The organism is Bradyrhizobium sp. CCBAU 11434, from assembly GCF_028128895.1.
Taxonomy (GTDB): domain Bacteria; phylum Pseudomonadota; class Alphaproteobacteria; order Rhizobiales; family Xanthobacteraceae; genus Bradyrhizobium; species Bradyrhizobium zhengyangense.
In genome coordinates this window covers 41037-64710 of sequence record NZ_LBJX01000002.1, presented here as the reverse complement: position 1 = coordinate 64710, position 23674 = coordinate 41037, and the positions used below count along the sequence as shown (strand labels likewise).

The 23674-nt window shown below is 64.4% G+C and carries 19 protein-coding genes; 9 read left to right on the top strand and 10 right to left on the bottom strand.

All coding sequences use genetic code 11. The annotated features are described in order from the left end of the window. Positions 1-13 precede the first annotated feature (13 nt). A complete protein-coding gene (locus tag XI06_RS02510) occupies positions 14-1699 on the bottom strand; it encodes a GspE/PulE family protein (RefSeq protein WP_249802151.1) in 1686 nt (561 codons plus the stop codon). A gap of 137 nt (positions 1700-1836) precedes the next feature. Between XI06_RS02510 and gspD the strand changes: the two genes are divergently transcribed. Then, positions 1837-4227: a type II secretion system secretin GspD gene (gene gspD, locus XI06_RS02505; protein WP_271604575.1), complete on the top strand. Its 2391-nt coding sequence runs from the start codon at positions 1837-1839 to the stop codon at positions 4225-4227. 4 nt (positions 4228-4231) lie between these two features. Next, a complete protein-coding gene (locus XI06_RS02500) occupies positions 4232-4828 on the top strand; it encodes a prepilin peptidase (RefSeq protein ID WP_237891486.1) in 597 nt (198 codons plus the stop codon). 19 nt (positions 4829-4847) lie between these two features. On the opposite strand, the gene XI06_RS02495 is transcribed toward XI06_RS02500, so the two are convergent. Then, positions 4848-5306 (bottom strand): tetratricopeptide repeat protein, encoded by a 459-nt coding sequence (locus tag XI06_RS02495; RefSeq protein ID WP_237891487.1) that lies wholly within the window; start codon positions 5304-5306, stop codon positions 4848-4850. Positions 5307-5591: 285 nt separating this feature from the next. On the opposite strand from XI06_RS02495, the gene XI06_RS02490 reads away from it, so the two are divergent. Continuing rightward, positions 5592-6785: a CaiB/BaiF CoA transferase family protein gene (locus XI06_RS02490; protein ID WP_271604574.1), complete on the top strand. Its 1194-nt coding sequence runs from the start codon at positions 5592-5594 to the stop codon at positions 6783-6785. Positions 6786-6878: 93 nt separating this feature from the next. Here XI06_RS02490 and XI06_RS02485 read toward each other — a convergent pair whose 3' ends face one another. The 8 genes from XI06_RS02485 to XI06_RS02450 form a co-directional block, all read right to left on the bottom strand. Further along, positions 6879-7721: an outer membrane protein gene (locus XI06_RS02485; RefSeq protein WP_271604573.1), complete on the bottom strand. Its 843-nt coding sequence runs from the start codon at positions 7719-7721 to the stop codon at positions 6879-6881. A gap of 131 nt (positions 7722-7852) precedes the next feature. Further along, positions 7853-9370, bottom strand: coding sequence for a tripartite tricarboxylate transporter permease (locus tag XI06_RS02480; protein WP_237891490.1), 1518 nt, complete (start codon positions 9368-9370; stop codon positions 7853-7855). Positions 9371-9381: 11 nt separating this feature from the next. Further along, complete coding sequence (locus XI06_RS02475; RefSeq protein ID WP_237873076.1) at positions 9382-9924, bottom strand: tripartite tricarboxylate transporter TctB family protein; 543 nt, start codon at positions 9922-9924, stop codon at positions 9382-9384. Between the two features lie 181 nt (positions 9925-10105). After that, positions 10106-11086 carry a Bug family tripartite tricarboxylate transporter substrate binding protein gene (locus XI06_RS02470; RefSeq protein WP_237891491.1) on the bottom strand — a complete coding sequence of 327 codons (981 nt, stop codon included), beginning with the start codon at positions 11084-11086 and terminating at the stop codon, positions 10106-10108. A 138-nt stretch (positions 11087-11224) separates the two neighbouring features. After that, positions 11225-12022 carry an enoyl-CoA hydratase/isomerase family protein gene (locus tag XI06_RS02465; RefSeq protein WP_237891492.1) on the bottom strand — a complete coding sequence of 266 codons (798 nt, stop codon included), beginning with the start codon at positions 12020-12022 and terminating at the stop codon, positions 11225-11227. Between the two features lie 24 nt (positions 12023-12046). Next, positions 12047-13240, bottom strand: a complete 1194-nt coding sequence (locus tag XI06_RS02460) for a pyridoxal-phosphate-dependent aminotransferase family protein (protein ID WP_237891493.1) — start codon at positions 13238-13240, stop codon at positions 12047-12049. 115 nt (positions 13241-13355) lie between these two features. Then, positions 13356-14639, bottom strand: coding sequence for an MFS transporter (locus XI06_RS02455; protein ID WP_271604572.1), 1284 nt, complete (start codon positions 14637-14639; stop codon positions 13356-13358). Positions 14640-14694: 55 nt separating this feature from the next. Next, on the bottom strand, positions 14695-15897 hold the full coding sequence (locus XI06_RS02450; RefSeq protein ID WP_237891495.1) for a pyridoxal-phosphate-dependent aminotransferase family protein: 1203 nt from the start codon (positions 15895-15897) through the stop codon (positions 14695-14697). A gap of 132 nt (positions 15898-16029) precedes the next feature. On the opposite strand from XI06_RS02450, the gene XI06_RS02445 reads away from it, so the two are divergent. The 6 genes from XI06_RS02445 to XI06_RS02420 all read left to right on the top strand — a co-directional run bounded on the left by XI06_RS02445 (position 16030) and on the right by XI06_RS02420 (position 23671). Further along, complete coding sequence (locus XI06_RS02445; RefSeq protein ID WP_237891509.1) at positions 16030-16767, top strand: GntR family transcriptional regulator; 738 nt, start codon at positions 16030-16032, stop codon at positions 16765-16767. A gap of 103 nt (positions 16768-16870) precedes the next feature. Then, complete coding sequence (locus XI06_RS02440) at positions 16871-19846, top strand: FAD-binding and (Fe-S)-binding domain-containing protein (protein ID WP_237891496.1); 2976 nt, start codon at positions 16871-16873, stop codon at positions 19844-19846. Continuing rightward, on the top strand, positions 19839-20267 hold the full coding sequence (locus XI06_RS02435) for a GlcG/HbpS family heme-binding protein (RefSeq protein WP_237873085.1): 429 nt from the start codon (positions 19839-19841) through the stop codon (positions 20265-20267). The genes XI06_RS02440 and XI06_RS02435 overlap by 8 nt, the downstream gene beginning before the upstream one ends. 326 nt (positions 20268-20593) lie before the next feature. Next, the gene (locus XI06_RS02430; RefSeq protein ID WP_237873086.1) at positions 20594-20812 is read left to right on the top strand and encodes a hypothetical protein; all 219 of its coding nucleotides are present in this window, start codon (positions 20594-20596) and stop codon (positions 20810-20812) included. 328 nt (positions 20813-21140) lie between these two features. Then, complete coding sequence (locus tag XI06_RS02425) at positions 21141-22160, top strand: substrate-binding domain-containing protein (protein ID WP_237873087.1); 1020 nt, start codon at positions 21141-21143, stop codon at positions 22158-22160. A 35-nt stretch (positions 22161-22195) separates the two neighbouring features. Beyond that, positions 22196-23671: a sugar ABC transporter ATP-binding protein gene (locus XI06_RS02420; protein WP_237864852.1), complete on the top strand. Its 1476-nt coding sequence runs from the start codon at positions 22196-22198 to the stop codon at positions 23669-23671. Positions 23672-23674: the final 3 nt, after the last annotated feature.

Sequence of the window (23674 nt, the reverse complement as noted above, 5' to 3'; positions counted from 1 at the left end):
AGCGTTCCTGGGCCTAGCGCACCGTCGTGACGCGGAAGACTTCGGGCACCGTCGTCAGTCCGGCCCGGCATTTGGCGACCGCATCCTCCAGCATCGTCGTCATGCCGCCGCGCATCGCGGCGGCGTCGATAGAGTGCGAGTCGGTCTGCGGCCCGATCAGTGCACGCACGTCGTCGGACATTTCGAGGATCTCGAATACGCCGTTTCGGCCGCGATAGCCAGTGCCGCCGCAGCGTTCGCAGCCGCCGGCCTCGTGCACGACCTCGCCGCACTTGAAGCCGATCACGGCAAAGCGCGGGTCCCTGGCGAGATCGGCCTCGGTCAGCGCGTGCGGCACCTTGCAACGGTCGCACAGCATGCGCACCAGCCGCTGCGCCACGACTGCGCGCAACGTCGATTTGAGCAGGAAGCCTTCGATGCCGAGATCGATCAGACGCGGCACGGCCGCAGCCGCCGTCTCGGTATGAAGCGTCGTCAGAACGAGATGGCCGGTGAGCGCGGCATGGATCGCGATATGCGCCGTCTCGGCGTCGCGGACCTCGCCGACCATGATGACGTCGGGGTCCTGACGCACGAAGGCGCGCATGGCGGAGGCGAAGGTCAGGCCGATCGACGGCTTGACCTGGGACTGGTTGATGCCGGGAATCTCGTACTCGACCGGGTCCTCGATGGTGAGGATCTTCCGCGTCGGCTCGTTGAGGATCGACAGCATGGTGGCAAGCGTCGTGGTCTTGCCGCTGCCGGTCGGTCCGGTGATCACGATCATGCCGTGCGGCATGGCGAGCAGCCGCGTCATCACACTCTCGTCGCGCGCGCCGAGCCCGAGCTTGCTCATCTCCAGCAGTCCGCGGTCGCGCGGCAACAGGCGGATGACCGCGCTCTCACCATGCTGCGTCGGCATGGTGGCCACGCGGACGTCGAGCTCGCTACGTCCGACGCGCACGCGCGCCGCGCCGTCCTGCGGCAGGCGGCGTTCTGCGATGTTGAGGCTGGCCAGAATCTTGATGCGCGAGATCAGCGCCTGTGGCGGGATGCCATGCGGCGACGGCAGCGCGCGCAGGAGACCGTCGACGCGCATGCGCACTACCAGCCCGGCGCGGAACGGCTCGACGTGAATGTCGCTGGCGCGCAGGTCGACCGCGCGCTCCAGGAGATCGTTGAGGGCGCGAACCACCGGCGCGCCGCTGGCGAGGTCGCGCAGGCTCTCGATGTCGTCGTCGGACTGCACCGCACGGCCGGTGCCCTGGTCTGCATTCGCATCGTCGGCATCGGCCCGCTGATCGAGGACCGTGGTAATGTCCTCATATGACGCCACGACGACATCGACCGGCGTTCCGAAGACGATTTCCGCAGCCCTGATAGCGGCCGTATCGGAGGGATCGGCGACGGCCAGGCGAAATCCGCCGTCCGGCGCGCCAAACGGAAAGATGGTGGATTCTCGCAGGAATCGGCGCGAAAAACCTTCGAGGCGAGGCGTCGTCGTCAGCAGTTGCGGAAGACTTAGCCGCGGCAGGGCAAAATAATCCGACACCTCGTCGGCGAATTCGGCCGCCGACAGATCGGTGGCCTCCCAAAACTCGCGTAACGGACGTATCAGCGCCGGATTGGCCGTCTTTTCCACACGGACATGCGCGCGCGGCGGCAGTGAGTATTTTTCCAGAAGGAGCTGCCGGAAGCTTTCGGCGGAACGGTCTCGCATCGCATTCACAACGTTGACCTTGTTACTTGAATGCAACAGCTTCTAGGGGCACGGACGGTCCTTTGCCCTTGACTTATTTCTTAGCAAAAACATAATCGTGGCGCAAATTATTGCGCGTCCGAACCAAGGGGGATCGGATGCTGTTTCCAGTCACTTCCAGAGTTGGCAGGCGTATCTTGTTCGAAGTGGCCCGACCGCTTTTGCGCCGCCGCGCAGCGTTGACTGGAACGATCGTGCTGCTGTCGACGGCGGTCCTGCTCACGGGCTGCATCGTCACCGCCGATCAGTCGGTCGAAGCTGACCCTAAGGATCCGCGCGCCCAGGATCTTGTCGACAAGATCCGCGGCATCGATCTGCAGCCGCGCCAACCTTCGGATACGGCAAGCAGCGGCATCTCTCAGCCGAAATCGTCGAGGCCTGCGATTTATCTGAGCGATGGTGCAACGCCACAAGGTGGTGCGCTGGCCGAGCGCGACGATGGCGGCGGCAGCGGCTACGACCTCAATTTCGAAAACGCACCCGTGGCGACCGTCGCAAAGGTCATTCTTGGTGACGTTCTCAACGTCGGCTACACCATCGATCCCCGCGTACAGGGGACCGTGACGCTCGCCTCGGTGCGGCCGGTCCCCAAGGCGGACGCGGTCTATGTGCTGGAGAATGCGCTACGCATGTCCGGCGTCGCGCTGGTGCGCGACCGTACCGGCTATCGGCTGCTGCCGGCGCCGGAGGCCGGCCCCGGCGGCATCGACCGCTCGGCGAGCACCGAAGCCGGCCAGGGCATCACCGTCGTGCCGCTGCGCTACACCTCGGCGCAAAATATCTTCAAGCTGCTCGATGCCTTCGGCGTGAAGGCGTCGACCATGCGCGCCGACAATGCGCGCAACACCCTGATCGTGTCAGGCAGCGGGACCGATCGCGCGACGGCGGTCGACACAATTCTGTCATTCGACGCCGACTGGATGCGCGGACAATCCGTCGGCGTCTTCCCCGTGCACAATTCCGCACCCGAGCCCGTGATCTCCGAGATCGAGAAGATCATGGACTCGGGCGAAGGCGGGATGGGCCAGAACGTCATCAAGATGCAGCCGATCGCACGGCTCAATTCGATCCTCGTCGTCAGCCAGAAGCCGGAATATCTGAAGCGCGCGCAGACCTGGATCGCGCGGCTCGACCGTTCCGACACCGACGGTGTGAACCTGAAGTCCTATCCACTGCGCTACGGCAATTCCAAGCTGGTCGTCTCGATGTTGAACGACATGCTGTTTAACCAGAGCGCGACGAGCAACACCTCACTCGACAGCGCGTCGAGCCAGGTCGCACCCGGCGCGGGGCTTTCGACGTCGACGTCAGGCAATCCGGTCGCCGCGCTCAGCGCGTTGCCGACCGCCGCGGCGGGCGTGGCGACGCCCGTGACCGGACCTGCGGGATCCGCGCTCGGGGCCCGCCCCGCTCCGGCTGCATCGGCAACGCCTGCGCAGGCGCAGGACAACAGCCTCGGTGGACTGGGCGGAAGCAGTTCGAAGTCCGGCATCACCACCATCCTCCAGAACGTCCGGATCACCGCCGACGTCACCAACAATGCCGTCCTCGTCTATGCCAACCAGGACGCGCAGCGCATCGTCGAGCAGACCATCCGCCAGATCGACCGGCCCCAGCGCCAGATCGCGATCGAGGCGACGATTGCCGAGGTGACGCTGAACGACCAGTTGAACTACGGCGTGCAGTTCTTCCTGGCGAGCCAGAAGGGCTCGATCTCCAACACCATCTCCGGTGTCAGCAATGCCGCGTCAGTCGGCAGCGGTGCGGTCGAAGCGGCGTCCAACGCCGTCAACGCCGCGGGCGGCGCGCTGCTCGGACGTGTCCTGCCGGGCTTCAACTTCCTGGTCGGCTCCGAGAACTCGCCGCGCGTCATTCTCGACGCGTTGCACGGCGTCACCGACGTCAAGGTGCTGTCGAACCCGTCATTGGTGGTGTTGGATAACCAGGCCGCCACGTTGCAGGTCGGCGACCAGGTGCCGTTCTCCACGGGCACCGCGACCGTGCTGACCGCCAACAACACCGTGGTCAACACCATCGACTACAAGAACACTGGCATCATCCTGCGCGTGCTGCCGCGCGCCAACGCCAATGGCAATGTCGTGCTCGACATCGAGCAGGAGATCTCGAGCGTGGCCGCCGGCAGCGCCAACTCGTTGACGCCGACGATTTCGCAGCGTCGCGTCAAGAGCTCGATCGCGGTGACCAGCGGGCAGACGGTGCTGCTCGCCGGCCTGATCAGCGAGACCGAGAACAAGCAGCGCCAGGGCATTCCCGTCCTGGATTCCATTCCCGGCGTCGGCGATGCCTTCTCGCATCAGACCAAGGCGCGCGCCCGTACCGAGCTGATCCTGTTCATCCGCCCGACCGTCATCAAGGACGGCGTCGACGCGCATGTCATCGCCGAGGAGATGCGCAGCAAGATGAACGGCCACCTGGTCGGGACCAGCAATCCCGTCGTCACCGTGAGCCCGCCCAGGGCGGCGCGCTGACGGCGTGGCCGCGGACGACGCGCAGGACGGGATCCGCGCCCGGCTGGTCCTCAGCTGCGCACTGCTCGTCGGCGTGTTGGCCAGCCTGGTGACGGCACCCGCCGCGGAGGGCATCTATGGTGCGTTCCTCGCCGCCTTGATGCTCGCCATCGCCGCCCATGATGCCCGCCACTTTCTGATCCCGAACGAGCTGAGCGGAGCCGCCTTCGCGCTCGCATTGCTCCGCGGCGCCGCTGCGGTGCCCGATGCGGGCGCCGTGGCGCTGCTTTGGCCGGTCGCGCGCGCCCTCGCCGTGGCGCTTCCGCTCCTGCTCCTGATGCTGGCCTATCGGCGCTGGCGCGGCCGCGACGGGCTCGGGCTCGGCGACGTCAAGCTCGCGGCCGTCTGCGGCGCCTGGCTGGATCTTGCAACGGTAGCCGCGGTGATCGAGTTCGCCGCCCTGCTCGCGATCGGCGCCTATGTCGTCAATGCCGCGCTGCAAAGAAAACCGCTGCGCGGGACAGCCTTCCTGCCGTTCGGGCTGTTCCTCGCGCCCTCGATCTGGATCGGCTGGTTGTGCGAGAGCTGGTATCTGAACTGGCTCGGCGGCTGGCCCGGCTAACGCCCGAGGCACGCAGGCATCAGTGCTCGCGGCTTGGCGCCCATTCCAGCGCCCGCAGGCGGGCCTGGGCGATCTGTCCACGCGTCATCTTGGTGGTGACGGCGTCGCGGATCCGGGCCCGGGACTCGCGCACCCGCGGCGGCGATGCCGCGGTCGAAAGGTTCAGCCATTTGGAGGCTTCGACGACGTCCCGCGGCACGCCAAAGCCGCGGTCATAGAGCAGGCCGAGCGAATATTGGGCGCGGCTGTCGCCCTGCTCCGCGGCCCGCCGATACCACATCGCCGCTTCCGTGTAGTTCTGCGGCACGCCGCGGCCGGTCTCGAACAGGAAGCCGAGATAGGTCTGCGCAGCGGCGTTGCCGCGCTCGGCAAGCGGGATGAAGATGCGGGAGGCCGTCACATAGTCCTGGCGCTGGTAGGCTGACAGGCCTTGGCCGAGCGACTGGCCTTGGACTGGGGTCGCGGGCAGAAGCAGCAATACCGCGGCAATGCATCCGGCCCACCGCAGCAGTCCGTCGCGGCGCCGGGACGCGCGATCGCACCCGCTGACAAATATCGTGCGTTCCTTCCACATGCGGACAACACTAGTCCGGCGATGTGACGGAATCCAGAGCGGCTGGTCATCGAGGAGCAGCGCGGCGCGCGCAGATGCTCGTTCCGCTATTCGCAAAGTCGGCGCATGGCTGGCTGCGCCGGCAGACACTTGCCGCATGATCTTTCGGCCCTATGGTGGGGCCGCAGTTTGTTGCCGGAGCCACCCTAGATGCCCTTCCCTCACGCTTCCGAAGCCCTCTCGCGCTTCACCGTGCTAGATCTGACCCGCGTCCGCTCCGGCCCGACTTGCGTGCGCCAGCTCGCCGATTGGGGCGCGACCGTGATCAAGATCGACGCGCTCACGGAAGATGCCGGCGGCGAGCAGCCGGGTGGGCCGCGGCGGGGCTCCGACTTCCAGAATTTGCACCGCAACAAGCGAGCCATGACGCTGAATCTGAAGGACGAGCGCGGGCTTGCCGTGTTCAAGCGCCTCGCCGCCAAGGCCGACGTCGTGGTCGAGAATTTCCGGCCCGACGTGAAGAAGAAGCTCGGCATCGACTATGAGAGCCTTGCCGCGATCAATCCGCGCATCGTCTATGGCAGCATCTCCGGCTTCGGCCAGGATGGCCCCTATCACAAGCGGCCCGGCTTCGATCAGATCGCGCAGGGCATGGGCGGGCTGATGTCGATCACCGGCGCGCCGGGCGAAGGCCCGATGCGGGTAGGCATCCCCGTTGCCGACCTCACGGCCGGCCTGTTCTGCGCCATGGGCATCCTCACCGCGCTGCTCGAGCGCGAGGTCTCGGGCAAGGGCCAATGGGTGCAGACCTCTCTGCTCCAGGCCCAGATCTTCATGCTCGACTTCCAAGCCGCGCGCTGGCTGATGGAAAAGGAAGTGGCAAAACAGGCCGGCAACAATCATCCGACCAGCATCCCGACCGGCGTGTTCAAGACCTCGGACGGCTACATCAACATTGCCACGACGGGCGGACGGATCTGGGAGCGCTGCGCGCATGCGATCGGCGCGCCCGAGCTCTACACTCATCCCGATTATGCGACGGCCCCTGCTCGCTCCAAGAACCGCGATGCGCTCAACGCCAAGATCGAGAAGCGCACCGTGACCAAGTCGACCGAGACCTGGGTCCGCGAGTTCAACGAGGCCGGCGTTCCCTGCGGGCCGATCTACGCCATCGACCAGATGTTCGAGGACGCGCAGGTCAAGCATCTCGGCATTGCGCAGGACGTGCCCAACGACGAGGACCGCCACATCCGCCTGGTCGGCCAGCCCGTCACGCTGTCGCGCACGCCGAGCAGGATGGTGGCGCGCCCGCCGGAGTTCGGCGAGCAGACCGACGAGGTGCTCAAGGAATTCGGCTTCGGCGCCGACGAGATCGCCGCGCTCAGGGCCGCCAAGGTGGTCTAGAGATCAAGGTCGTCCGCCGAGCCCGAAAGCAAAGCGGCCCGGCGCAGACGCCGGGCCTCCAAATGGTCTGTCGAAGACCCTCAGTACTTGGCGTCAGTACTTGGCTACAACCGGCCCCGAGAACCGGTAGTTCACGCCTACGCGGACGATGTTGTCGGTGAAGCGCGTGCCGAAACTGCCCGTCGTCGTGGTCGTGGTGACGGTATTGAAACCGGGTGTCGGCGTGTTGAGCGCGTTCGCTACGGTCGTCGTCGCCGTCGACGCCCCGTTGAACGAGCCGAGATCCATGTAGAGATACTCGACCTTCACGGACCAATTGCGATCGATCGCGAACTCGCCGCCAGCGCCGACCGTCCAGCCGGCCTTGGTGCCGCACCAGCTGAGACCCATGGCAGGCGCGCTCGCGCCGAGATGTCCGTAGGCGAGACCGCCGGTCGCGTAGAGAAGCACGCGCGGAGTTGCGACCCAACCGACGCGACCACGCAGAGTGCCGAACCAATCGAGGTTGTAGTTGGCCGGAAACAGCACCGAGCCCGCGGGGCATCCGATCGCCGAGCAGATATTGTTCGTCGATTTCTCGTCGCTGCCCTGGAAGTCGGCTTCAAGACCCCACGACCAATTGCTCTGCTGCCAGTTGTAACCGAACTGGCCGCCGCCGAGCACGCCGTTGACGTTAGAGCGTCCCCAGATCGTCTGCGCCGCCAGCGGTGTCACGACTGGGCCGCCGACAGGAGTGGGGCCAGCGGTGCGGAACACCTGCACACTTTGCGTACCCGTCAGCGTGCCATCGTCACGCTCGCGGCCCCAGCTGTAGCCGACATTGCCGCCAACATAGAAGCCGTTCCAATTGAAAGCGGGATCGACCATCGGGGGCGCCTTGACGTAGGGCCTCGCCGCCAGGTCGGCCGCCATTGCGCCGGTTGCAAACAGCGACATCGCCGCCGCCATTCCTATCACAAGCGCCTGATGACTGTGCCGCGCCTGCAACAATCGGGAACAATCGAGCCAAAAGGGCCTCCCCACCGGAGCACCAAACCCTTGATTCCAAAGAAGATTGTTTTGCCGCGTCAGCGTGATGTCGCGCTGGTCCGCCTCGTCCAGCCGACGCGGGCGAGCAGCCCGTCGATGACGGGCCAGAACAGCAGCAGAATCGCCAGCGTCGTGATCGAACCGACCAGGCCGTTCGACCAGAACACCTTGAGGTCGCCGCCTGAGCCGATCATCGAGAGACGGAAGGCGTCTTCGGCGCGGTTGCCGAGGACGAGCGCCAGCGTGAACGGCGCCAAGGGAATGCCGATCTTCTTGAAGACGTAGCCGACGACACCGAAGCCGAGCATCAGCCAGATGTCGAACATCGCATTCTGGATCGCATAAGCTCCGATGGCGCAGGACACCACGATCATCGGCGCCACCGCCGCAAACGGCACGCGCAGGATCGAGGCGAAGATCGGCACTGTCGTCAGCACCAGCACGAGGCCGACGACATTGCCGAGATACATCGAGGCGATCAGGCCCCAGACGAAGTCCTTGTGCTCGACGAACAGCAAGGGGCCCGGATTGAGTCCCCATACCATCAACCCGCCGAGCAGGATCGCGGCTGTGCCGGAGCCGGGAATGCCGAGCGCGAGCATCGGCAACAGCGCCGAGGTGCCGGAGGCGTGTGCTGCCGTCTCCGGCGCGAACACGCCTTCGATACGGCCTTTGCCAAAGCTCGCCGGATCCTTGGCGAAGCGTTTTGCCAGATTGTAGCCCATGAAGGACGCCGCGATCGCGCCGCCCGGCGTGATGCCTAGCCAGCAGCCGATGAAGGACGAGCGCAGCAGCGTCACCCAGTATTTCGGCAAGTCCTTCCACACGCTCAGCACCACGCGCAGCGAGATGCTCGCGGCATGGCCGCGCAGCGCCAGGCGTTCCTCCATCGTCAGCAGGATCTCGCTGATCCCGAACAGACCGATGACGGCGACGAGGAAGTTGATGCCGCGCAAGAGCTCGGACGAGCCGAAGGTCATGCGCAGCTGGCCCGACACCGTGTCCATGCCGACGCCGGCCAGCAGCAGGCCGAGCGACATCGAGATGACGGTCTTGTGCTTGGCCTCGCGCCCGAGGCCCACGAAGGAGCAGAAAGTCAGCAGATACACCGCGAAGAACTCAGGCGGGCCGAACTTCAGCGCAAAGGACGAGATCATCGGCGCGAGGAAGGTAATTAGCAGCACCGCGACCAGCGACCCGATGAAGGACGACGTAAACGCCGCCGTCAGTGCCTCGGCCGCCCTGCCCTGCTGCGCCATCGGATAGCCGTCGAAAGTGGTCGCGACCGACCAGGCCTCGCCCGGGATGTTGAACAGGATCGAGGTGATCGCACCGCCGAACAGGGCACCCCAATAGATGCAGGACAGCATCACGATCGCCGAGGTCGGATCCATCGTGAAGGTGAGCGGCAACAGGATGGCAACGCCGTTGGGACCGCCGAGGCCCGGCAACACGCCGACGAAGACGCCGAGCACGAGCCCGACCACCATCAGCACGAGCGTTTTCCACGTCAGCAGGACGGCAAAGCCATGAAGCAGGAGACCGAAAGCTTCCATCGGGGGGCCGCCTAGTAGCCGAAGGCCGCTTCGAGCGGCCCTTTCGGCATGATGACGTCGAAGGCGACGTCGAAGGTGACGAACATGATCGCAGTGAACAGGAAAGCGGTGAGCAGCGACTTCCACAGCGCGATCTTGCCGATCAGCCGCATGAAGCCCGCGATCAGCAGGAAGCTCGCGACATAGAGGCCGAGGAATTGCGTCACCAGGCAGAACAGCAGCGTCGGCACGAACACCGCCAGCACGCGGCGTGCCTGCGCGCGCGTGACGAAAGTTTCGGAGGCCGCGCGGCGCACGAGGAGCGCGGCAATCAGGCCGTAGAGGCTGCCGCCGCCCAGGATGACGGAGAGATAGAACGGGAAATAACCGGGCTCGGGCCCGGTCGAATCCCAGGACGCGCCGGTTCGCCAATTGTCGTAACCGAGGATGGCGGCCAGCGCGAGCAGCAGCAGGCACACGACAATTTCGACCGTGTCGGACGAGACGACCGAAGGCGAATCGTCTTCAGGTGCGGTCGGATCGTCGACGACGATTTCATGATCGGTTCGGGACATTGGATTTCAACAAACGCTCTGACCAATTCCCCTCTACCGGCTCACGGGGAGAGGGTTCGGGTGAGGGGGAGTCTCCACGGGGACGGTGACAGCGGGACTCGGGGAGAGTCGCCCTCACCCGCATCGCTTCTGAGCTTCTGCGAAGCGACCTCTCGCCGCAAGCGGGCGAGGTGAAGACCCGCTACTTCGCGACGAAACCTGCTTCCGTCATCAGCGCCTTGTTGGTGGCGTCGTCCTCTTCAAGGAACTGCACCATGTCTTTGCCCGTGAGGAAGATCGGCTTCAACGCCTGCTTTTCCATGTAATCCCTGTATTCGGCGGTCTGTGTCACCTTGTGGAATAGCTCGACATAGAACGCTTGCTGCTCCGGCGTTACTTTACCGGGCAGGAAAATCGCGCGCAGCATCAGGTACTGGACGTCGACGCCCTCCTCCTTGCAGGTCGGAATATCGGCCCAGGACTGCGTGTCCGTCACCTTGGCCGCATAGGAGATGCGCTCCTTGTCGAACACGCAGAGCGGACGCACCTGCCCGGCGCGCCAGACCTCGAGATTTTCGGATGGATTGTTGACGTTGGATTCGGTGTGGTTGCCGACGAGCTGGGTCGCGGCCTCACCGCCGGACTTGTAGGGCAGATAGGAAAATTTTGCGCCGGTCTTCTGCTCGAGGAAGACGGTGAGCACATGATCCTCGCGTTTGGAGCCGGTCCCGCCCATCTTGAACGGCGAGTTCGCGGCCTTCGCGGCCTTGACGAATTCCTTCACCGTCTTCGGGCCGGCGCTGTTGTCCCACAGCACGAACTGGTCGAGCGCGATCACTGAGACCGGGGTCAGCTCGCGCCAGTTGAACGGGATCTTGGCTGAGAGCGGCAGCATGTAGATCAGTGAATAAGCGATCAGCACCTTGTTTGGATCGCCCTCGTTGGACTTCATGTACATCAGCGCTTCAGCACCCGATGCACCGCCCTTGAGCGAGACCACCATGGGCTGCTTCATCAGATTGTTCTTCTGGATCGCGGCCTGCATCATCCGCGCCATCTGATCGGAGGCGCCCCCCGCGCCCGCCGCCACCACGATCTCGACCGGCTTGGTGGGTTCCCAGCCGGCAAAGGCGGGCGCGCTCAACAACAAGGCCGTCGCAGCTCCGACGGCTTTCAATGGCATTCGCACGAGTTTCGTCCCCTGGTTCTTATTGGCTTTATTCTGCCGGGAAATCTATCGAGGCATTGTGCTTACTAAGGAGCGCGAGTTCAAGCGGGCGGACATTCCGCCGCATATGACTTTCGGCTGACGAAGTGCGCGTTACTTGCCCTTCCAGACCGGCGTGCGCTTGTTGAGGAAGGCGTCCATGCCCTCGCGGAAATCCTCGCTCATATAGGCCTTGAGGATCAGGTCCTCGCCCTGTTCGCGCGACAGCGTGGGGCGGATGCGGCGCACCGCCTCCTTGGTCGTCTCCAGCGTCAGCGGCGCATGGCTCGCGACCAGCTTTGCGGTTTCATCCGCGCGGCGCTGCAGCGTCTCGACATCAGGCACGATTTCGGTGAGCAGGCCGAGCGACAATGCTTCCTGCGCCTCGACCAGACGCGCCCTGAAGATCAGGTCTTTGGTGCGGGCGGGACCGACCAGCGAGACGACGCGGCTGATGTTCGACATCGACAGGCAGTTGCCGAGCGTGCGTGCGATCGGAAACCCCATGCGCGTCGTTTCGGTGCCGATGCGAAGATCGCAGCAGGCGGCGATGCCGGCGCCGCCGCCGGTGCAGGCCCCCGCAATGGCCGCGATCACGGGCACGCGGCACTGTTCGAGCGTGCCGAGCACGCGGTCGATCCGCGCCTCGTAGTCGAGCGCATCCTGCGCCGTCTTGAAGGCGCGGAATTGGGAAATGTCGGTGCCGGACGCAAATGCCTTGTCGCCGGCGCCGGTGAGGATCAGCGCCTTGATCGAACGATCGGCGTTGATCTCCAGACAGATCTCCGCCATGCGGTCATACATGGCGAAGGTCATGGCGTTGCGCGCCTGGGGGCGGTTGAAGGTGATCCGCGCGATGCCGTCCGTGACGGAGTAGAGCAGGTCTTCGTTAGTCGTCGTCGGTACGTTCATCGCGCTTTCACTTTCCAAGTCAGTTCAGGCCACCTGCGTCATCGGCACCGCGTCACGTCCCTTCAGGACGTCCATGGCCGCCAATACGCCGCCACTCCGGTGCGGAATCTTTGCAAGATCCAGGCCCATCTCGACGCCCGCGAGCGTGCCCATCAGCATCAGGTCGTTGAAATGGCCGATATGGCCGATGCGGAACACCTTGCCCTTGACCTTGTTCAGGCCGGTGCCGAGCGACATGTCGAAGTTTTCGAGCACCACCTTGCGGAAGGCGTCGGCGTCAAAGCCGTCAGGCACGCGCACGCCGGTCAGCGCCGGCGAGTGCGCGGCGGGATCCACGCACTGCGTCTCCAGGCCCCAGACCTTGGCCGCGGCGCGCGTCGCCGCGCTGTGGCGCTTGTGGCGGGACCAGACATTCTCGAGGCCCTCCTCCTCGATCATCTTCACCGCTTCGCGCAGGCCGTACAGCAGATTGGTAGCCGGCGTATAGGGGAAGGTGCCGAGCTTGTTGAAGCTGATGACTTCCTGCCAGTCCCAATAGGAGCGCATGCCGGGATTGGTCTTGGCAACGTTGAGCGCCTTCTCCGAGACGGCGTTGAAGCCGAGGCCCGGCGGCAGCATCAGGCCCTTCTGCGACCCGGCGACCGAGACGTCGATGCCCCAGGCATCATGCTCATATTCCATCGAGCCGAGGCCGGAGATGGTGTCGACCATCAACAGCGCCGGATGCTTGACGCGATCGAGCAGCTTGCGCACCTCCAAAGGCGGCGTAACGCAGCCGGTCGAGGTTTCGTTATGGACGACGCAGACCGCCTTGATCGCGTGCTGCTTGTCGGCGGCAAGGCGCTTCTCGATCTCGGCGAGGTCGGCACCATGGCGCCAGTCGCTCGGGATGAAGTCGACGTCGAGCTTGAACTTGTCGGCGATGCCGCACCACAGCACGGCGAACTGGCCCGTCTCGCACATCAGCACCTTGTCGCCGGGAGCGAACACGTTGACCATGGCCGCTTCCCAGGCGCCGGTGCCCGACGAGGGGAAGATGATCACGGGCTGCTTGGTGCGGAATACCCGCTGCATCGAGGCGAGGACCGCAAAACCGAGCTCGGCGAACTCCGGACCGCGATGGTCCAGCGTCGGCATGTCCATCGCCCGCAGCACGCGGTCGGGCACGTTGGTCGGTCCTGGAATCTGAAGAAAATGCCTTCCAGTATGCACGGTCATAGGCGTCCTTCCCGGTCTAGCCTTGTTTTGGTGGCCGCCGAATAGCACCATTTGACCGGCTTGTCCCCTCTCCTTAAGGCTCCTCCCATGCATAAGCGGCGGGCCTCCGCCGCTCCTATTCCGCCGCCACCACCTTGCCCGCGGGCAACCTGGCTTCTGCGTCTGCGAACGGGCGCTCCGGGTGCATCAGGAAGGCCGAGACGCCGCCGAGCAGCAGCAGCCCCATCGACATCAGGAACGGCAGGTACCAATTGCCGGTCGCGTCGATCACGAAGCCCGCGACCAGCGGCGAGACGATCGCGGCAAAGGCTGACCCGGTGTTCATGAGCCCCGACGCGGTGCCGGAGTATTTCGGGGCAATGTCCATCGGGATCGACCACATCGGGCCGATCACGAGTTCGGCGCAGAAGAAGCCGGCCGACAGGCACAGCGCCACGATGGTGATGTCGTGGACGAACAGGATCGGGAACAGCGAGAGCAGCGCCCCCGCAAAGCCTGTTACCGTGACGCTCAGTCGTGCGAAGCGGACATTGCCGGTGCGGTCGAGGATCTTGTCCGAGATCACGCCGCCGACGCTGTCGCCGATCACGCCGGCGAAGAAGACGCCCGAGGCGAACAGCGCCGAGTTCTTGATGTCGAGATTGTAGTTGTTCTTGAAGAACAGCGGCAGCCGGTTCAGGTACAGCCACAGGCTCCAGCCGTAGCAGAAATAGGTCAGCGTCACCGGCCACATCCGCCCGAACAGCGGCCCCCACGGCACGCGCGGCCGCTCGCCTGATGGCCGCGGCGGCAGCGCGGCGAGCTCGGCCTGCGTGATCGAAGCATGGTCCTTCGGCTCGTTGCGGAAATACCAGACCCAGATCACGCCCCAGACCAGGCTGACAAGACCGAGCACGACGAAGGCGCCGCGCCAGGTCAGCCAGAGGATCAGCAGCGCCACCACCGGCGGCGTCACCGCATTGCCGAGCCGGGCGAAGGAATGGGTCAGGCCTTGCGCAAAACCGCGGCGGTTCGCCGGCGTCCAGTATTGCATCGCGCGCGTTGCGGTCGGGAACGTCGCGCCCTCACCGAAGCCGAGCCCGAAGCGCGCAACGAACAATGCGACCAGCCCATGCACGAAGCCGGTCGAGATGGTCGCCACCGCCCAGATCATGCCGCACCAGAACAGCGTCTTGCGCGGGCCGAAATGATCGCCGACCCAGCCGCCGATCACCTGGAACAAAAGATAGGGATAGGCGAAGGCGGAGAAGACGAGGCCGAGCTGACTGTTCGACAGACCCAGCTCCTTCTGGATCTCGCTCGCGGCCGTGCCGATGTTCACCCGGTCGACATAGGTGATGAAATACATCGCGCAGAGCATCGCCAGCACGACATGCGTGGCCTTGAACCTGATTTTCATTTCCACCCTCCCTGATCGCTTCTTATGATTGTCGGCCCGCGTGTCCCTGCGCGGTTTAAATACCGACCACTTTCAGATGCGGCGATGCATTGCCCTGCGGCCGCTGCTCCAGCAGCTTCATGGCGACCTCGACGCCGCCGGAGCGGTGCGGCACGCCGGCGACCGACAGGCCCATCTCGACGCCGGTGAGCGCACCGAGCAGCGTCAAGGCGTTGCATTCGCCGAGATGACCGATACGGAAAACCTTTCCGGCAACCTTCGACAGGCCCGAGCCGAGCGACATGTTGTAGTTCTCGAGCACGATCTTGCGGAATTGATCGGCGTCATGGCCCGGCGGCATCAGCACCGCAGTGAGCACCGGCGAGAACTCTGAAGGCTCCTGGCAGAGCACTTCGAGCCCCCAATGATTGACCGCGGCGCGCGTTGCAGCAGCCAGGCGCTGATGCCGCGCGAACACGTTGTCGAGCCCCTCTTCGAGCAGCATCGCGATCGCCTCGCGCAGGCCGTAGAGCAGATTGGTCGCCGGCGTGTAGGGGAAGAAGCCGTTGGCGTTGGGCTTGAGCATCTCCGCCCAGTCGAAATAGGAGCGCGGCATCTTGTTGGTTTTCGATGCGGCCAGCGCCTTCTCGGAGATCGCGTTGAAGCCGAGACCGGGCGGCAGCATAAAGCCTTTCTGCGAGCAGCTGACGCTGACGTCGACCTTCCACTCGTCGTGGCGGTAATCGACCGAGCCGAGCGAGGAGATGGTGTCCACCATCAACAGCGCCGGATGCGACGCGCGATCAATCGCCGCGCGGATCTCGGCGATGCGGCTGGTTGCACCGGTCGAGGTCTCGTTGTGCACGACCATCACGGCCTTGATGGCGCGTGCCTTGTCGTCGATGAGCTTGGCTTCGATGACGGCGGGGTCAGCGCCGCGACGCCAGTCGCCCGGCACGAAATCGACCTCGATGCCGAAGCGGCCCGCCATCTGCCGCCACAGCGTGGCGAAGTGGCCGGTCTCGACCATCAGCACTTTGTCGCCTGGCGACAGCGTGTTGACGATCGCAGCCTCCCAGGCGCCCGTCCCCGACGAGGGGAAGATGATGACCGGACCCTTGGTCTGGAAAATCTTCTGGCTGCCCTCCAGCACGGTCCGGCCGAGGCCGCCGAACTCGGCGCTGCGGTGGTCAATGACAGGCATGTCCATGGCGCGCAGGACGCGTTCGGGGACCGGGCTCGGGCCCGGAATCTGAAGGAAATGGCGCCCCTGATGCATGAAAACCTCCCTGGCGACGGATTCTGGCCGGCTCGGAGGCTATTTTGCATTCATTTTTTGTCCTTTCAATCAAAATTTGGTATTCGATTGCGGGCGTCGACGCGATACCGCGGGCAAACTAATGTGCTGCAAATGAAATCCACGATTCCCGACACCGGGGTTCCGATCACCCCCTCTGCCGCAAATGGCGGCGACCGTCAGGAGGCTTCGCTCCATGGCGAGATCCTGCTGCGGCTGCGCGACTACGTCGTGGAAGGCAACATTCCCGATGGCGCCCGCGTACCCGAGCGCCAGCTCTGCGAGATGTTCGGCATCTCCCGCACGCCGCTCCGTGAGGCGCTCAAGGTGCTCGCCGCCGAGGGGCTGATCGAGCTGCTGCCGAACCGCGGCGCGCGCGTGCGCCAACTCAGCCAGCGCGACCTGGAGGAGCTGTTCGACGTCATGGCAGGCCTTGAAAGCCTCGCTGGGCGCCTGGCCTGCGAGGCCATAACGGATGAAGAGATCGCCGCGATCGAGCAGTTGCACTACGAGATGTACGGCCACTATCTGCACCGCGACATGCACGGCTATTTCCTGGCCAACCAGCGCATCCACGAGAGCATCGTCGCGGCCGCGCGCAACGAGACACTGAAGACCGCCTACGCCAACTTCGCCGGCCGCATTCGCCGCGTCCGCTACTCCGCCAATTTCGCCCGCAAGCGGCAGCGCTGGGGGGAGGCAATGCGCGAGCACGAGGCAATCCTCGATGCCCTGCGCCGCCGCGCCGCCAGCGAGCTCAGCGACATCCTGTTCCAGCACCTGCGCAACAAGCGGATGGCGGCGATCGAACACCTCGGCGAGCCCCAAGAGGACGCGCCGGCGGCCCCTTAACGGAACCCGGCTTGCTCATTTTGAATTCATAATATAATTGGTCATGGTTAATAATGAATAACTCAGCAAGGTCGGGCCTCGCTGGGGCAGTCCGGGATCAGGGATGACAAACGCCTCCTCGCTCGAACGACGCCTGCGCGCGGAAACGACCGGCGATGTCCTGTTCGACGGCTTCGGCCGCGGCCGCTACGCCACCGACGCTTCGTTCTACCAGATCGTGCCCACGGGCGTGGTCGTGCCCAGAACCATGGACGAGGCGCTGCGAGCCCTGGCGATCGCGCGCGATGAGGGGATCAAGGTCACCCCGCGCGGCGGCGGCACCTCGCAATGCGGCCAGACCGTCAATGACGGGCTCGTGGTCGACCTCTCGAAGCACCTTAACAAGATTCTCTCCCTCAACGTCGCGGGCCGCACCTGCGTGGTCGAACCCGGCATCGTGCTCGACGACCTCAACCGGCAGCTGAAGAAACACAGCCTGTGGTTTCCGGTCGACGTCTCCACCGCCTCGCGCGCCACCATCGGCGGCATGGCCGGCAACAATTCCTGCGGCGGCCGCTCGCTTCGCTACGGCACCATGCGCGACAACACGCTGTCGCTGGAGGCTTCGCTCGCCGACGGCACGCTGAGTCGTTTTGGCGAGGTCTCGCGCGATCTCTCCGACAGCGACGCCGGCGAGACCATGCGCGCCCTGTTCCGCGAAATGCTCGATCTGGGCGCCCGCGAGGCCGACGAGATCGCCGCGCGCTTTCCAAAAGTGCAGCGCCGCGTTGGCGGCTACAATCTCGATGCGCTGACCCCGCGCAACGCGCGCAACAACATGGCGCATCTCTTGGTCGGCTCGGAAGGCACGCTCGCCTTCACCACCAAGGTCGAGCTGAAATTGTGGCCCGTGATCCGGAACAAGGCGCTCGGTGTCTGCCATTTCGGCAGCTTTTACGAGGCGATGGATGCGGCCCAGCATCTGGTCAAGCTGAAGCCGATCGCGGTCGAATTGGTCGACCGCACCATGATCGCGCTCGGCCGCGACATCGCGATGTTCAAGCCGATCATCAATGCCGCGATCAAGGGCGATCCGGATGCGGTGCTGGTGGTCGAGTTCGCGGAAGAGGACCAGGCCGACAATCTTCTGCGGCTCAAACAGCTCACCGAGCTGATGGGCGATCTCGGCTTCGGCTGGAATAACGAACCGCGCAAATGGGGCGGCGTGGTCGAGATATCAGAGCCGGCGCTGCAGAGCGGCATCGCCGATTTCCGCGCCGCCGGCCTCAACGTCATGATGTCGATGAAGCAGGAGGGCAAGCCGGTCTCCTTCGTCGAGGACTGTGCCGTGCCGCTGCCCCATCTCGCCGACTACACGGCGCGGCTGAATGAGGTCTTCGCCAAACACGGCACCAGCGGCACGATGTACGCCCACGCCTCCGAGGGCTGCCTGCATGTGCGCCCGGTGCTGAATCTCAAGCTCGAAAAGGACGTCAAGGCGATGCGCGCCATCGCCGAGGAGGCCTTCGCGCTAGTGCGCGAGTACAAGGGCTCGCATTCCGGCGAGCATGGCGATGGCCTGGTGCGCTCGGAGTTCCACGAAACGATGTTTGGCGAGCGCCTCGTCGCCGACTTCCGCGAGGTTAAGCACCGCTTCGACCCTGACGGCGTGCTCAATTCCGGCAAGATCGTCGATGCGCCCAAAATGGACGACCGCTCGCTGTTCCGCTTCAAGCCCGACTATCGCGTCGGCGAGCTGAAGACGAAGCTCGACTGGTCCGCTTATCCCGGCGCCGGCGGCGGTTTCCAGGGCGCGGTCGAGATGTGCAACAACAACGGCGCCTGCCGCAAGCTCGAGGGCGGCGTGATGTGCCCGTCCTACCGCGCCACGCGCAACGAGAAGGATGTCACGCGAGGGCGTGCGAACACCTTGCGGCTGGCGATCTCAGGCCAGCTCGGCCCTGATGCACTGTCCTCCGACGAAATGATGGAGACGCTGAAGCTTTGCGTCTCCTGCAAGGCCTGCCGCCATGAATGCCCTGTTGGCGTCGACATGGCCAAGATGAAGATCGAGGTGTTGGCGGCACGTACCGCCTCCCACGGCCTGAGCTTGCGCGATCGGCTGGTCGGCTACCTCCCGCGCTATGCCGGATTCGCCGCGCGCTTCGCGCCGCTTGCGAACTTGCGCAACCAAAGCCCGCTGCTGCGAAAGCTGTTCGAGCGCTTCGCCGGGATCAGCGCCCGTCGCGCCCTGCCCGCCTTCCGAAGCGACGTGTTCGCGCCGCCCGCCGACAGCGTCGGATCAGCGGCAGGCCGCGAAGTCGTTCTCTTCGCCGACACTTTCAACCGCATCTACGAGCGAGAGAACCTCGACGCCGCGCTGCGTGTGCTGGCGGCCGGCGGCTATCGCGTGCATCTACCGAAACCCGCCAGCGGCAGGCGCCCGCTCTGCTGCGGTCGCACCTTCCTGTCCGCCGGACTTGTCGATGAAGCCAGGTCCGAGCTCGACCGTCTCGTCGCCGCCTTCGCGCCCTTTGCCGCGCGCGGCGTGCCGATCGTCGGCCTTGAGCCGAGCTGTCTGCTGACGCTGCGCGACGAGCTGGCTTCGCTGCGCAAGGACAACGACGCCAAGGCCGTCAGCGCCCACGCGCTCACCTTCGAGGAATTCCTGGTGCGCGAGTCCGAGGCCGGCCGGCTGCAATTGCCGCTCGGCAGCGTCGCTGAGAAGGCCGTCGTGCACGGCCATTGCCATCAAAAATCCTTCGGCGCCTTCAAGCCGGTCGAGCAGGTGCTGCGCCTCGTGCCTGGCCTCGAAGTCAAGACCATCGAGTCGAGCTGCTGCGGCATGGCCGGTGCTTTTGGTTATGGCGCCGACACCTATGACGCCTCGATCGAGATGGCCGAGCTATCGCTGCTGCCGGCGGTGCGGAAGGCTGATCAGACCACGCTCATCGTCGCCGACGGCACCTCCTGCCGCCACCAGATCTACGACGGCGCTAACCGCGAGGCGCTTCACGTCGCCCGCGTGCTGGCGATGAGCCTCGATCGCGCCGACACCAATTCCATTTCTCCAGCTGCAAAGGAAACTAGCCATGGCTGACCTCACGCTCGACACCGCCCGAAAAATTCTCGACGCCGCGCTCGCCAAGGCGAGCGAGCTAAAGCTCAAGCCGCTCGTCGTCACCGTCCTCGATGCCCGCGGCGTGCTCAAGATCGCAGCCGCACAGGACGGCACCAGCCTGATGCGCGCCGAGATCGCCCACGGCAAAGCCTATGGCGCGCTCGCCATGGGCCTCGGCTCGCGCGCCCTATTCCAACGCGCGCAGGAGCAGCCGTATTTCATCGATGCGGTGAACACGATTGCGAAGGGCGCCCTGGTGCCCGTCCCCGGCGGCGTGCTGATCATGGACGGCACCAGCTTGCTCGGCGCCGTCGGCGTGTCCGGCGACACCTCGGACAATGACGAGGCCTGTGCGGTTGCGGGCATCCAGGCGGCGGGGCTGAAGGCCAACGCGGGGTAGCGTTGTCACTCTACTGGGGCCACGGACACTACCCGGTGCAATTGTCGGGGGTTCGAGTCCCTGGACCGCTACATGGCTAAACCCACTACTGTGGAGGCGCTGTTCTCTTACCGGAGGGCAGCATAACTCCCGACCTCATGCCTTGATAGCCCGCCAGAAGCCGCCGTTCTTACGCGGTCCACGCATGCCCGTGCGTCGATGTAAAATTTACGAGAAGGTTTTCCCTTTGTCGGCATGACCGCTTCGACATAGGCACCGAGGACCACCCGCTGGGGGTTCGTTCTGAGACCAGAGGCCGGCTCCTCGGTCGAGTGGCGCCTTTCCAAATGCCAGTCTTCCAACCGCTGGCCGCAAGTTCTCGATTTCAGTTCCAACCATTGGCTCGAGCGAACTCAGAATGGCGGAATCAAAACCTGCTTGATTATTCAACGATTTCAAAGCGCATTTGGAAGAAATGGTCGATTCCCGATCCAGTCATTTCAATAGGTTGGTTGGTGTTTCCAAATGAAAAAGAGCGTCACGGGCAGCTTGAAACGCCCGATTGAGCAACGCCCTGTTGTCGAGATTCACTTGGCCATGGCGCTCGCGTTATCGCGCATGGAAGCGCCTTGACGTAAGCAACTCCCGATAGACAGCCGCGGGCTTAATTCACCGGCGTCGTAGAGGAGCGTAGGCGAGCGCATAAAACCGTGTCGGGTGGTAGCGCAGCCTCAAAATTATTGCCGCACTGCGGGGGACTTACCATTTGACGGAGGATCACTGAAAATGAGACTAACAGGGAAGCGCGAACTCGGGCGGGGACTTGCTTTTCCGCCAGCCTTTCGTGTGCAGTCTCTCGTCTTCGATATCAAACAATGACTTGGGAGAGAAACCATGAAACCTGCTATCCGACTCGCGGCCATGTCAGCTATCGGCAGCGCGATCCTCGCCGGATCGGCCCTGGCCGATACCAGCGGCAAAAAGATCGCGTTCTCCAACAACTACGCTGGCAATTCCTGGCGCCAAGCGATGCTCAAGAGCTATGACATCGTCACGAAGAAAGCAGTCGCGGACAAGGCCGTCGCCGCGGCGGACGTGTTCACCACCGCCGACAAGGAAGTGCCGACCCAGGCCGCGCAGATCCAGAACCTGATCCTGCAGGGCTATGACGCGATCGTCATCAACGCGTCTTCGCCGGACGCCCTCAACGGCGCCATCAAGCAGGCCTGCGACGCCGGCATCGTCGTCGTGTCTTTCGACGGTATCGTCAGCGAACCCTGCGCCTACCGTGTCGTTGTGGATTTCAAGGACATGGGCAAGCAGGAAGTGGCGCAGATGGCGAAGTTCCAGCCCAAGGGCGGAAACCTCCTGGAAATCCGCGGCCTCGCTGGCACCTCCATTGACGAAGCCATCCACAACGGCATCCTGGAGGGGGTCAAGGATCATCCAGAGTTCAAGATCGTCGGATCGGTGACTGGCGATTGGGACCAGACCACGGCGCAAAAGGCGGTTGCTACCGTGCTGCCTTCGCTGCCTGAGGTCGTCGGCGTGGTCGACCAGGGCGGCGACGGCTACGGAGCGGCCCAAGCTTTCGCGGCGGCTGGCAAGCCGCGGCCAACCATCATCATGGGCAACCGGCAGGACGAGCTGGAATGGTGGAAGGAGCAGAAGGCCAAGGACGGTTACACGACATGGTCCGGCTCGATCGCACCGGGCGTATCGACATTGGCATTTTGGGTCGCTCAGCAGGTGCTGGATGGCAAGAAGGTTCCACACGATCTTCTGGTGCCTTATCTCGCCTTCACTCAGGCCGACTTCGAAGCCGAACTGCCGAAGATCCCGAAGGGCAGTGTCGCGAGTCACGAATACTCCCAACAGGACGCCATCGACGCAATTAAAGCCAATATGAAGTGATGAGGCCATGGCTGACGGCTGCTCGCAGGCAGTGAATGACCCTCGAAGAATCTGATATCGTCAGACTGGGCGGCGTCGAAAAGCATTTCGGCGCCGTCCGTGCGCTGGATGGCGTCGATCTGACAGTCCGGAGTGGTGAGTGCCTCAGCCTGGTCGGACACAATGGCGCCGGGAAATCCACGCTGATGCATATACTGGCAGGGACTGTCGCGGCGGATCGTGGACGCGTGGTCATTGGCGGCGACGAGCAGAGCGTCTACTCGCCGGCGCGGGCCAAGCAACTCGGCATCCGGTGCGTCTTCCAGGAGCTGTCGCTCTGCCCCAACCTGACGGTGGCCGAGAACGCGCGGGTGTTTCATCCGGCACTGACCGGCCTCAACTGGCGTCGCAAGGCTGGCGCGCTGATCACAAGCAAGCTCGACGAGATCTTCCCGGGTCACGGCGTCGGCCCCTCCGACCTGATCCAGGATCTTCCGATTGCACGCCGACAGATGGTCGAGGTGGCGCGGGCCTTCACTGCGACCGATGAGCCGGTGCGTCTCGTGATTCTGGACGAGCCGACCTCCTCGCTCGATAGTCACACTGCCGGGCAACTGCTCGCCTTCATGCGGCGGGCCGTCGCCGACGGCATCAGCTGCATTTTCATCTCGCACCTGCTCGGCGAGGTCCTGCAAAACAGTGACCGGATCGTGGTAATGCGTGACGGGCGGACCATCGCGGCTGATCGCGCCGAGGCCTTCGACCGCAACCGGCTGGTAGCCACTATGGGCGGCTCAGAACCGCGCCCGACCGAGGCGAACGCCAGCGACCGTTTGGCGCGAGGGAAAACTCGCCTGCATGTTCGCGCGCGCCCGCGGCAGCAGGGCGGGTCCACAGACTTGGTAGCCCACGAGGGAGAGATCATCGGCCTTGCCGGGCTTGCCGGCCACGGGCAGACCGAGTTGCTGCTAACAATTTTCGCGGCTGCGACGCGCCAGTGCCCAGGCGTCGCGGTCAACGCAACGGTTGCTTTGGTGGCCGGCGACCGCCAAGCCGACGGCATTTTCCCTTTATGGTCGATCGCGGAAAATATCGGCATATGCTCATTGCGCAAGCTGCGCCAGGGAGCTTTGATTTCGCGCCGGCTGGAGGACAAGCTGGCCAATTTCTGGCGCGACAGGATCAAGATCCGCACTCCCGATATCCACAATAACATTCTATCACTGTCAGGTGGCAACCAGCAGAAGGCGCTGTTTGCACGCGCGCTTGGGTCGGAGGCGCGCATTGTGTTGATGGACGACCCGATGCGCGGCGTCGATATCGGCACCAAGCTCGAAGTTTATGATCTCATTCGCGAGGAGGCGCGCGGCGGGCGGACCTTCATCTGGTACACGACGGAGACCGACGAATTGAAGAAGTGCGACCATGTCTACGTGTTCCGCAATGGCGCTATCGTCGCCGACCTCGCCCGCGATGAGCTGACCGAGGAAAAGGTGATCCAGTCCTCCTTCGTCGGGGCCGACCCGAGATGACGG

Excerpts from the sequence above, each read along its gene's own strand:
- XI06_RS02450 (WP_237891495.1), bottom strand. The coding sequence starts at position 15,897 with ATGCATCAGGGGCGCCATTTCCTTCAGATTCCGGGCCCGAGCCCGGTC.
- XI06_RS02445 (WP_237891509.1), top strand. The coding sequence starts at position 16,030 with ATGAAATCCACGATTCCCGACACCGGGGTTCCGATCACCCCCTCTGCC.
- XI06_RS02420 (WP_237864852.1), top strand. The coding sequence starts at position 22,196 with ATGACCCTCGAAGAATCTGATATCGTCAGACTGGGCGGCGTCGAAAAG.
- XI06_RS02455 (WP_271604572.1), bottom strand. The coding sequence starts at position 14,639 with ATGAAAATCAGGTTCAAGGCCACGCATGTCGTGCTGGCGATGCTCTGC.
- XI06_RS02510 (WP_249802151.1), bottom strand. The coding sequence starts at position 1,699 with ATGCGAGACCGTTCCGCCGAAAGCTTCCGGCAGCTCCTTCTGGAAAAA.
- XI06_RS02430 (WP_237873086.1), top strand. The coding sequence starts at position 20,594 with ATGCCAGTCTTCCAACCGCTGGCCGCAAGTTCTCGATTTCAGTTCCAA.
- XI06_RS02425 (WP_237873087.1), top strand. The coding sequence starts at position 21,141 with ATGAAACCTGCTATCCGACTCGCGGCCATGTCAGCTATCGGCAGCGCG.
- XI06_RS02440 (WP_237891496.1), top strand. The coding sequence starts at position 16,871 with ATGACAAACGCCTCCTCGCTCGAACGACGCCTGCGCGCGGAAACGACC.
- XI06_RS02480 (WP_237891490.1), bottom strand. The coding sequence starts at position 9,370 with ATGGAAGCTTTCGGTCTCCTGCTTCATGGCTTTGCCGTCCTGCTGACG.
- gspD (WP_271604575.1), top strand. The coding sequence starts at position 1,837 with ATGCTGTTTCCAGTCACTTCCAGAGTTGGCAGGCGTATCTTGTTCGAA.
- XI06_RS02490 (WP_271604574.1), top strand. The coding sequence starts at position 5,592 with ATGCCCTTCCCTCACGCTTCCGAAGCCCTCTCGCGCTTCACCGTGCTA.
- XI06_RS02475 (WP_237873076.1), bottom strand. The coding sequence starts at position 9,924 with ATGTCCCGAACCGATCATGAAATCGTCGTCGACGATCCGACCGCACCT.
- XI06_RS02485 (WP_271604573.1), bottom strand. The coding sequence starts at position 7,721 with ATGTCGCTGTTTGCAACCGGCGCAATGGCGGCCGACCTGGCGGCGAGG.
- XI06_RS02465 (WP_237891492.1), bottom strand. The coding sequence starts at position 12,022 with ATGAACGTACCGACGACGACTAACGAAGACCTGCTCTACTCCGTCACG.
- XI06_RS02435 (WP_237873085.1), top strand. The coding sequence starts at position 19,839 with ATGGCTGACCTCACGCTCGACACCGCCCGAAAAATTCTCGACGCCGCG.
- XI06_RS02470 (WP_237891491.1), bottom strand. The coding sequence starts at position 11,086 with ATGCCATTGAAAGCCGTCGGAGCTGCGACGGCCTTGTTGTTGAGCGCG.
- XI06_RS02460 (WP_237891493.1), bottom strand. The coding sequence starts at position 13,240 with ATGACCGTGCATACTGGAAGGCATTTTCTTCAGATTCCAGGACCGACC.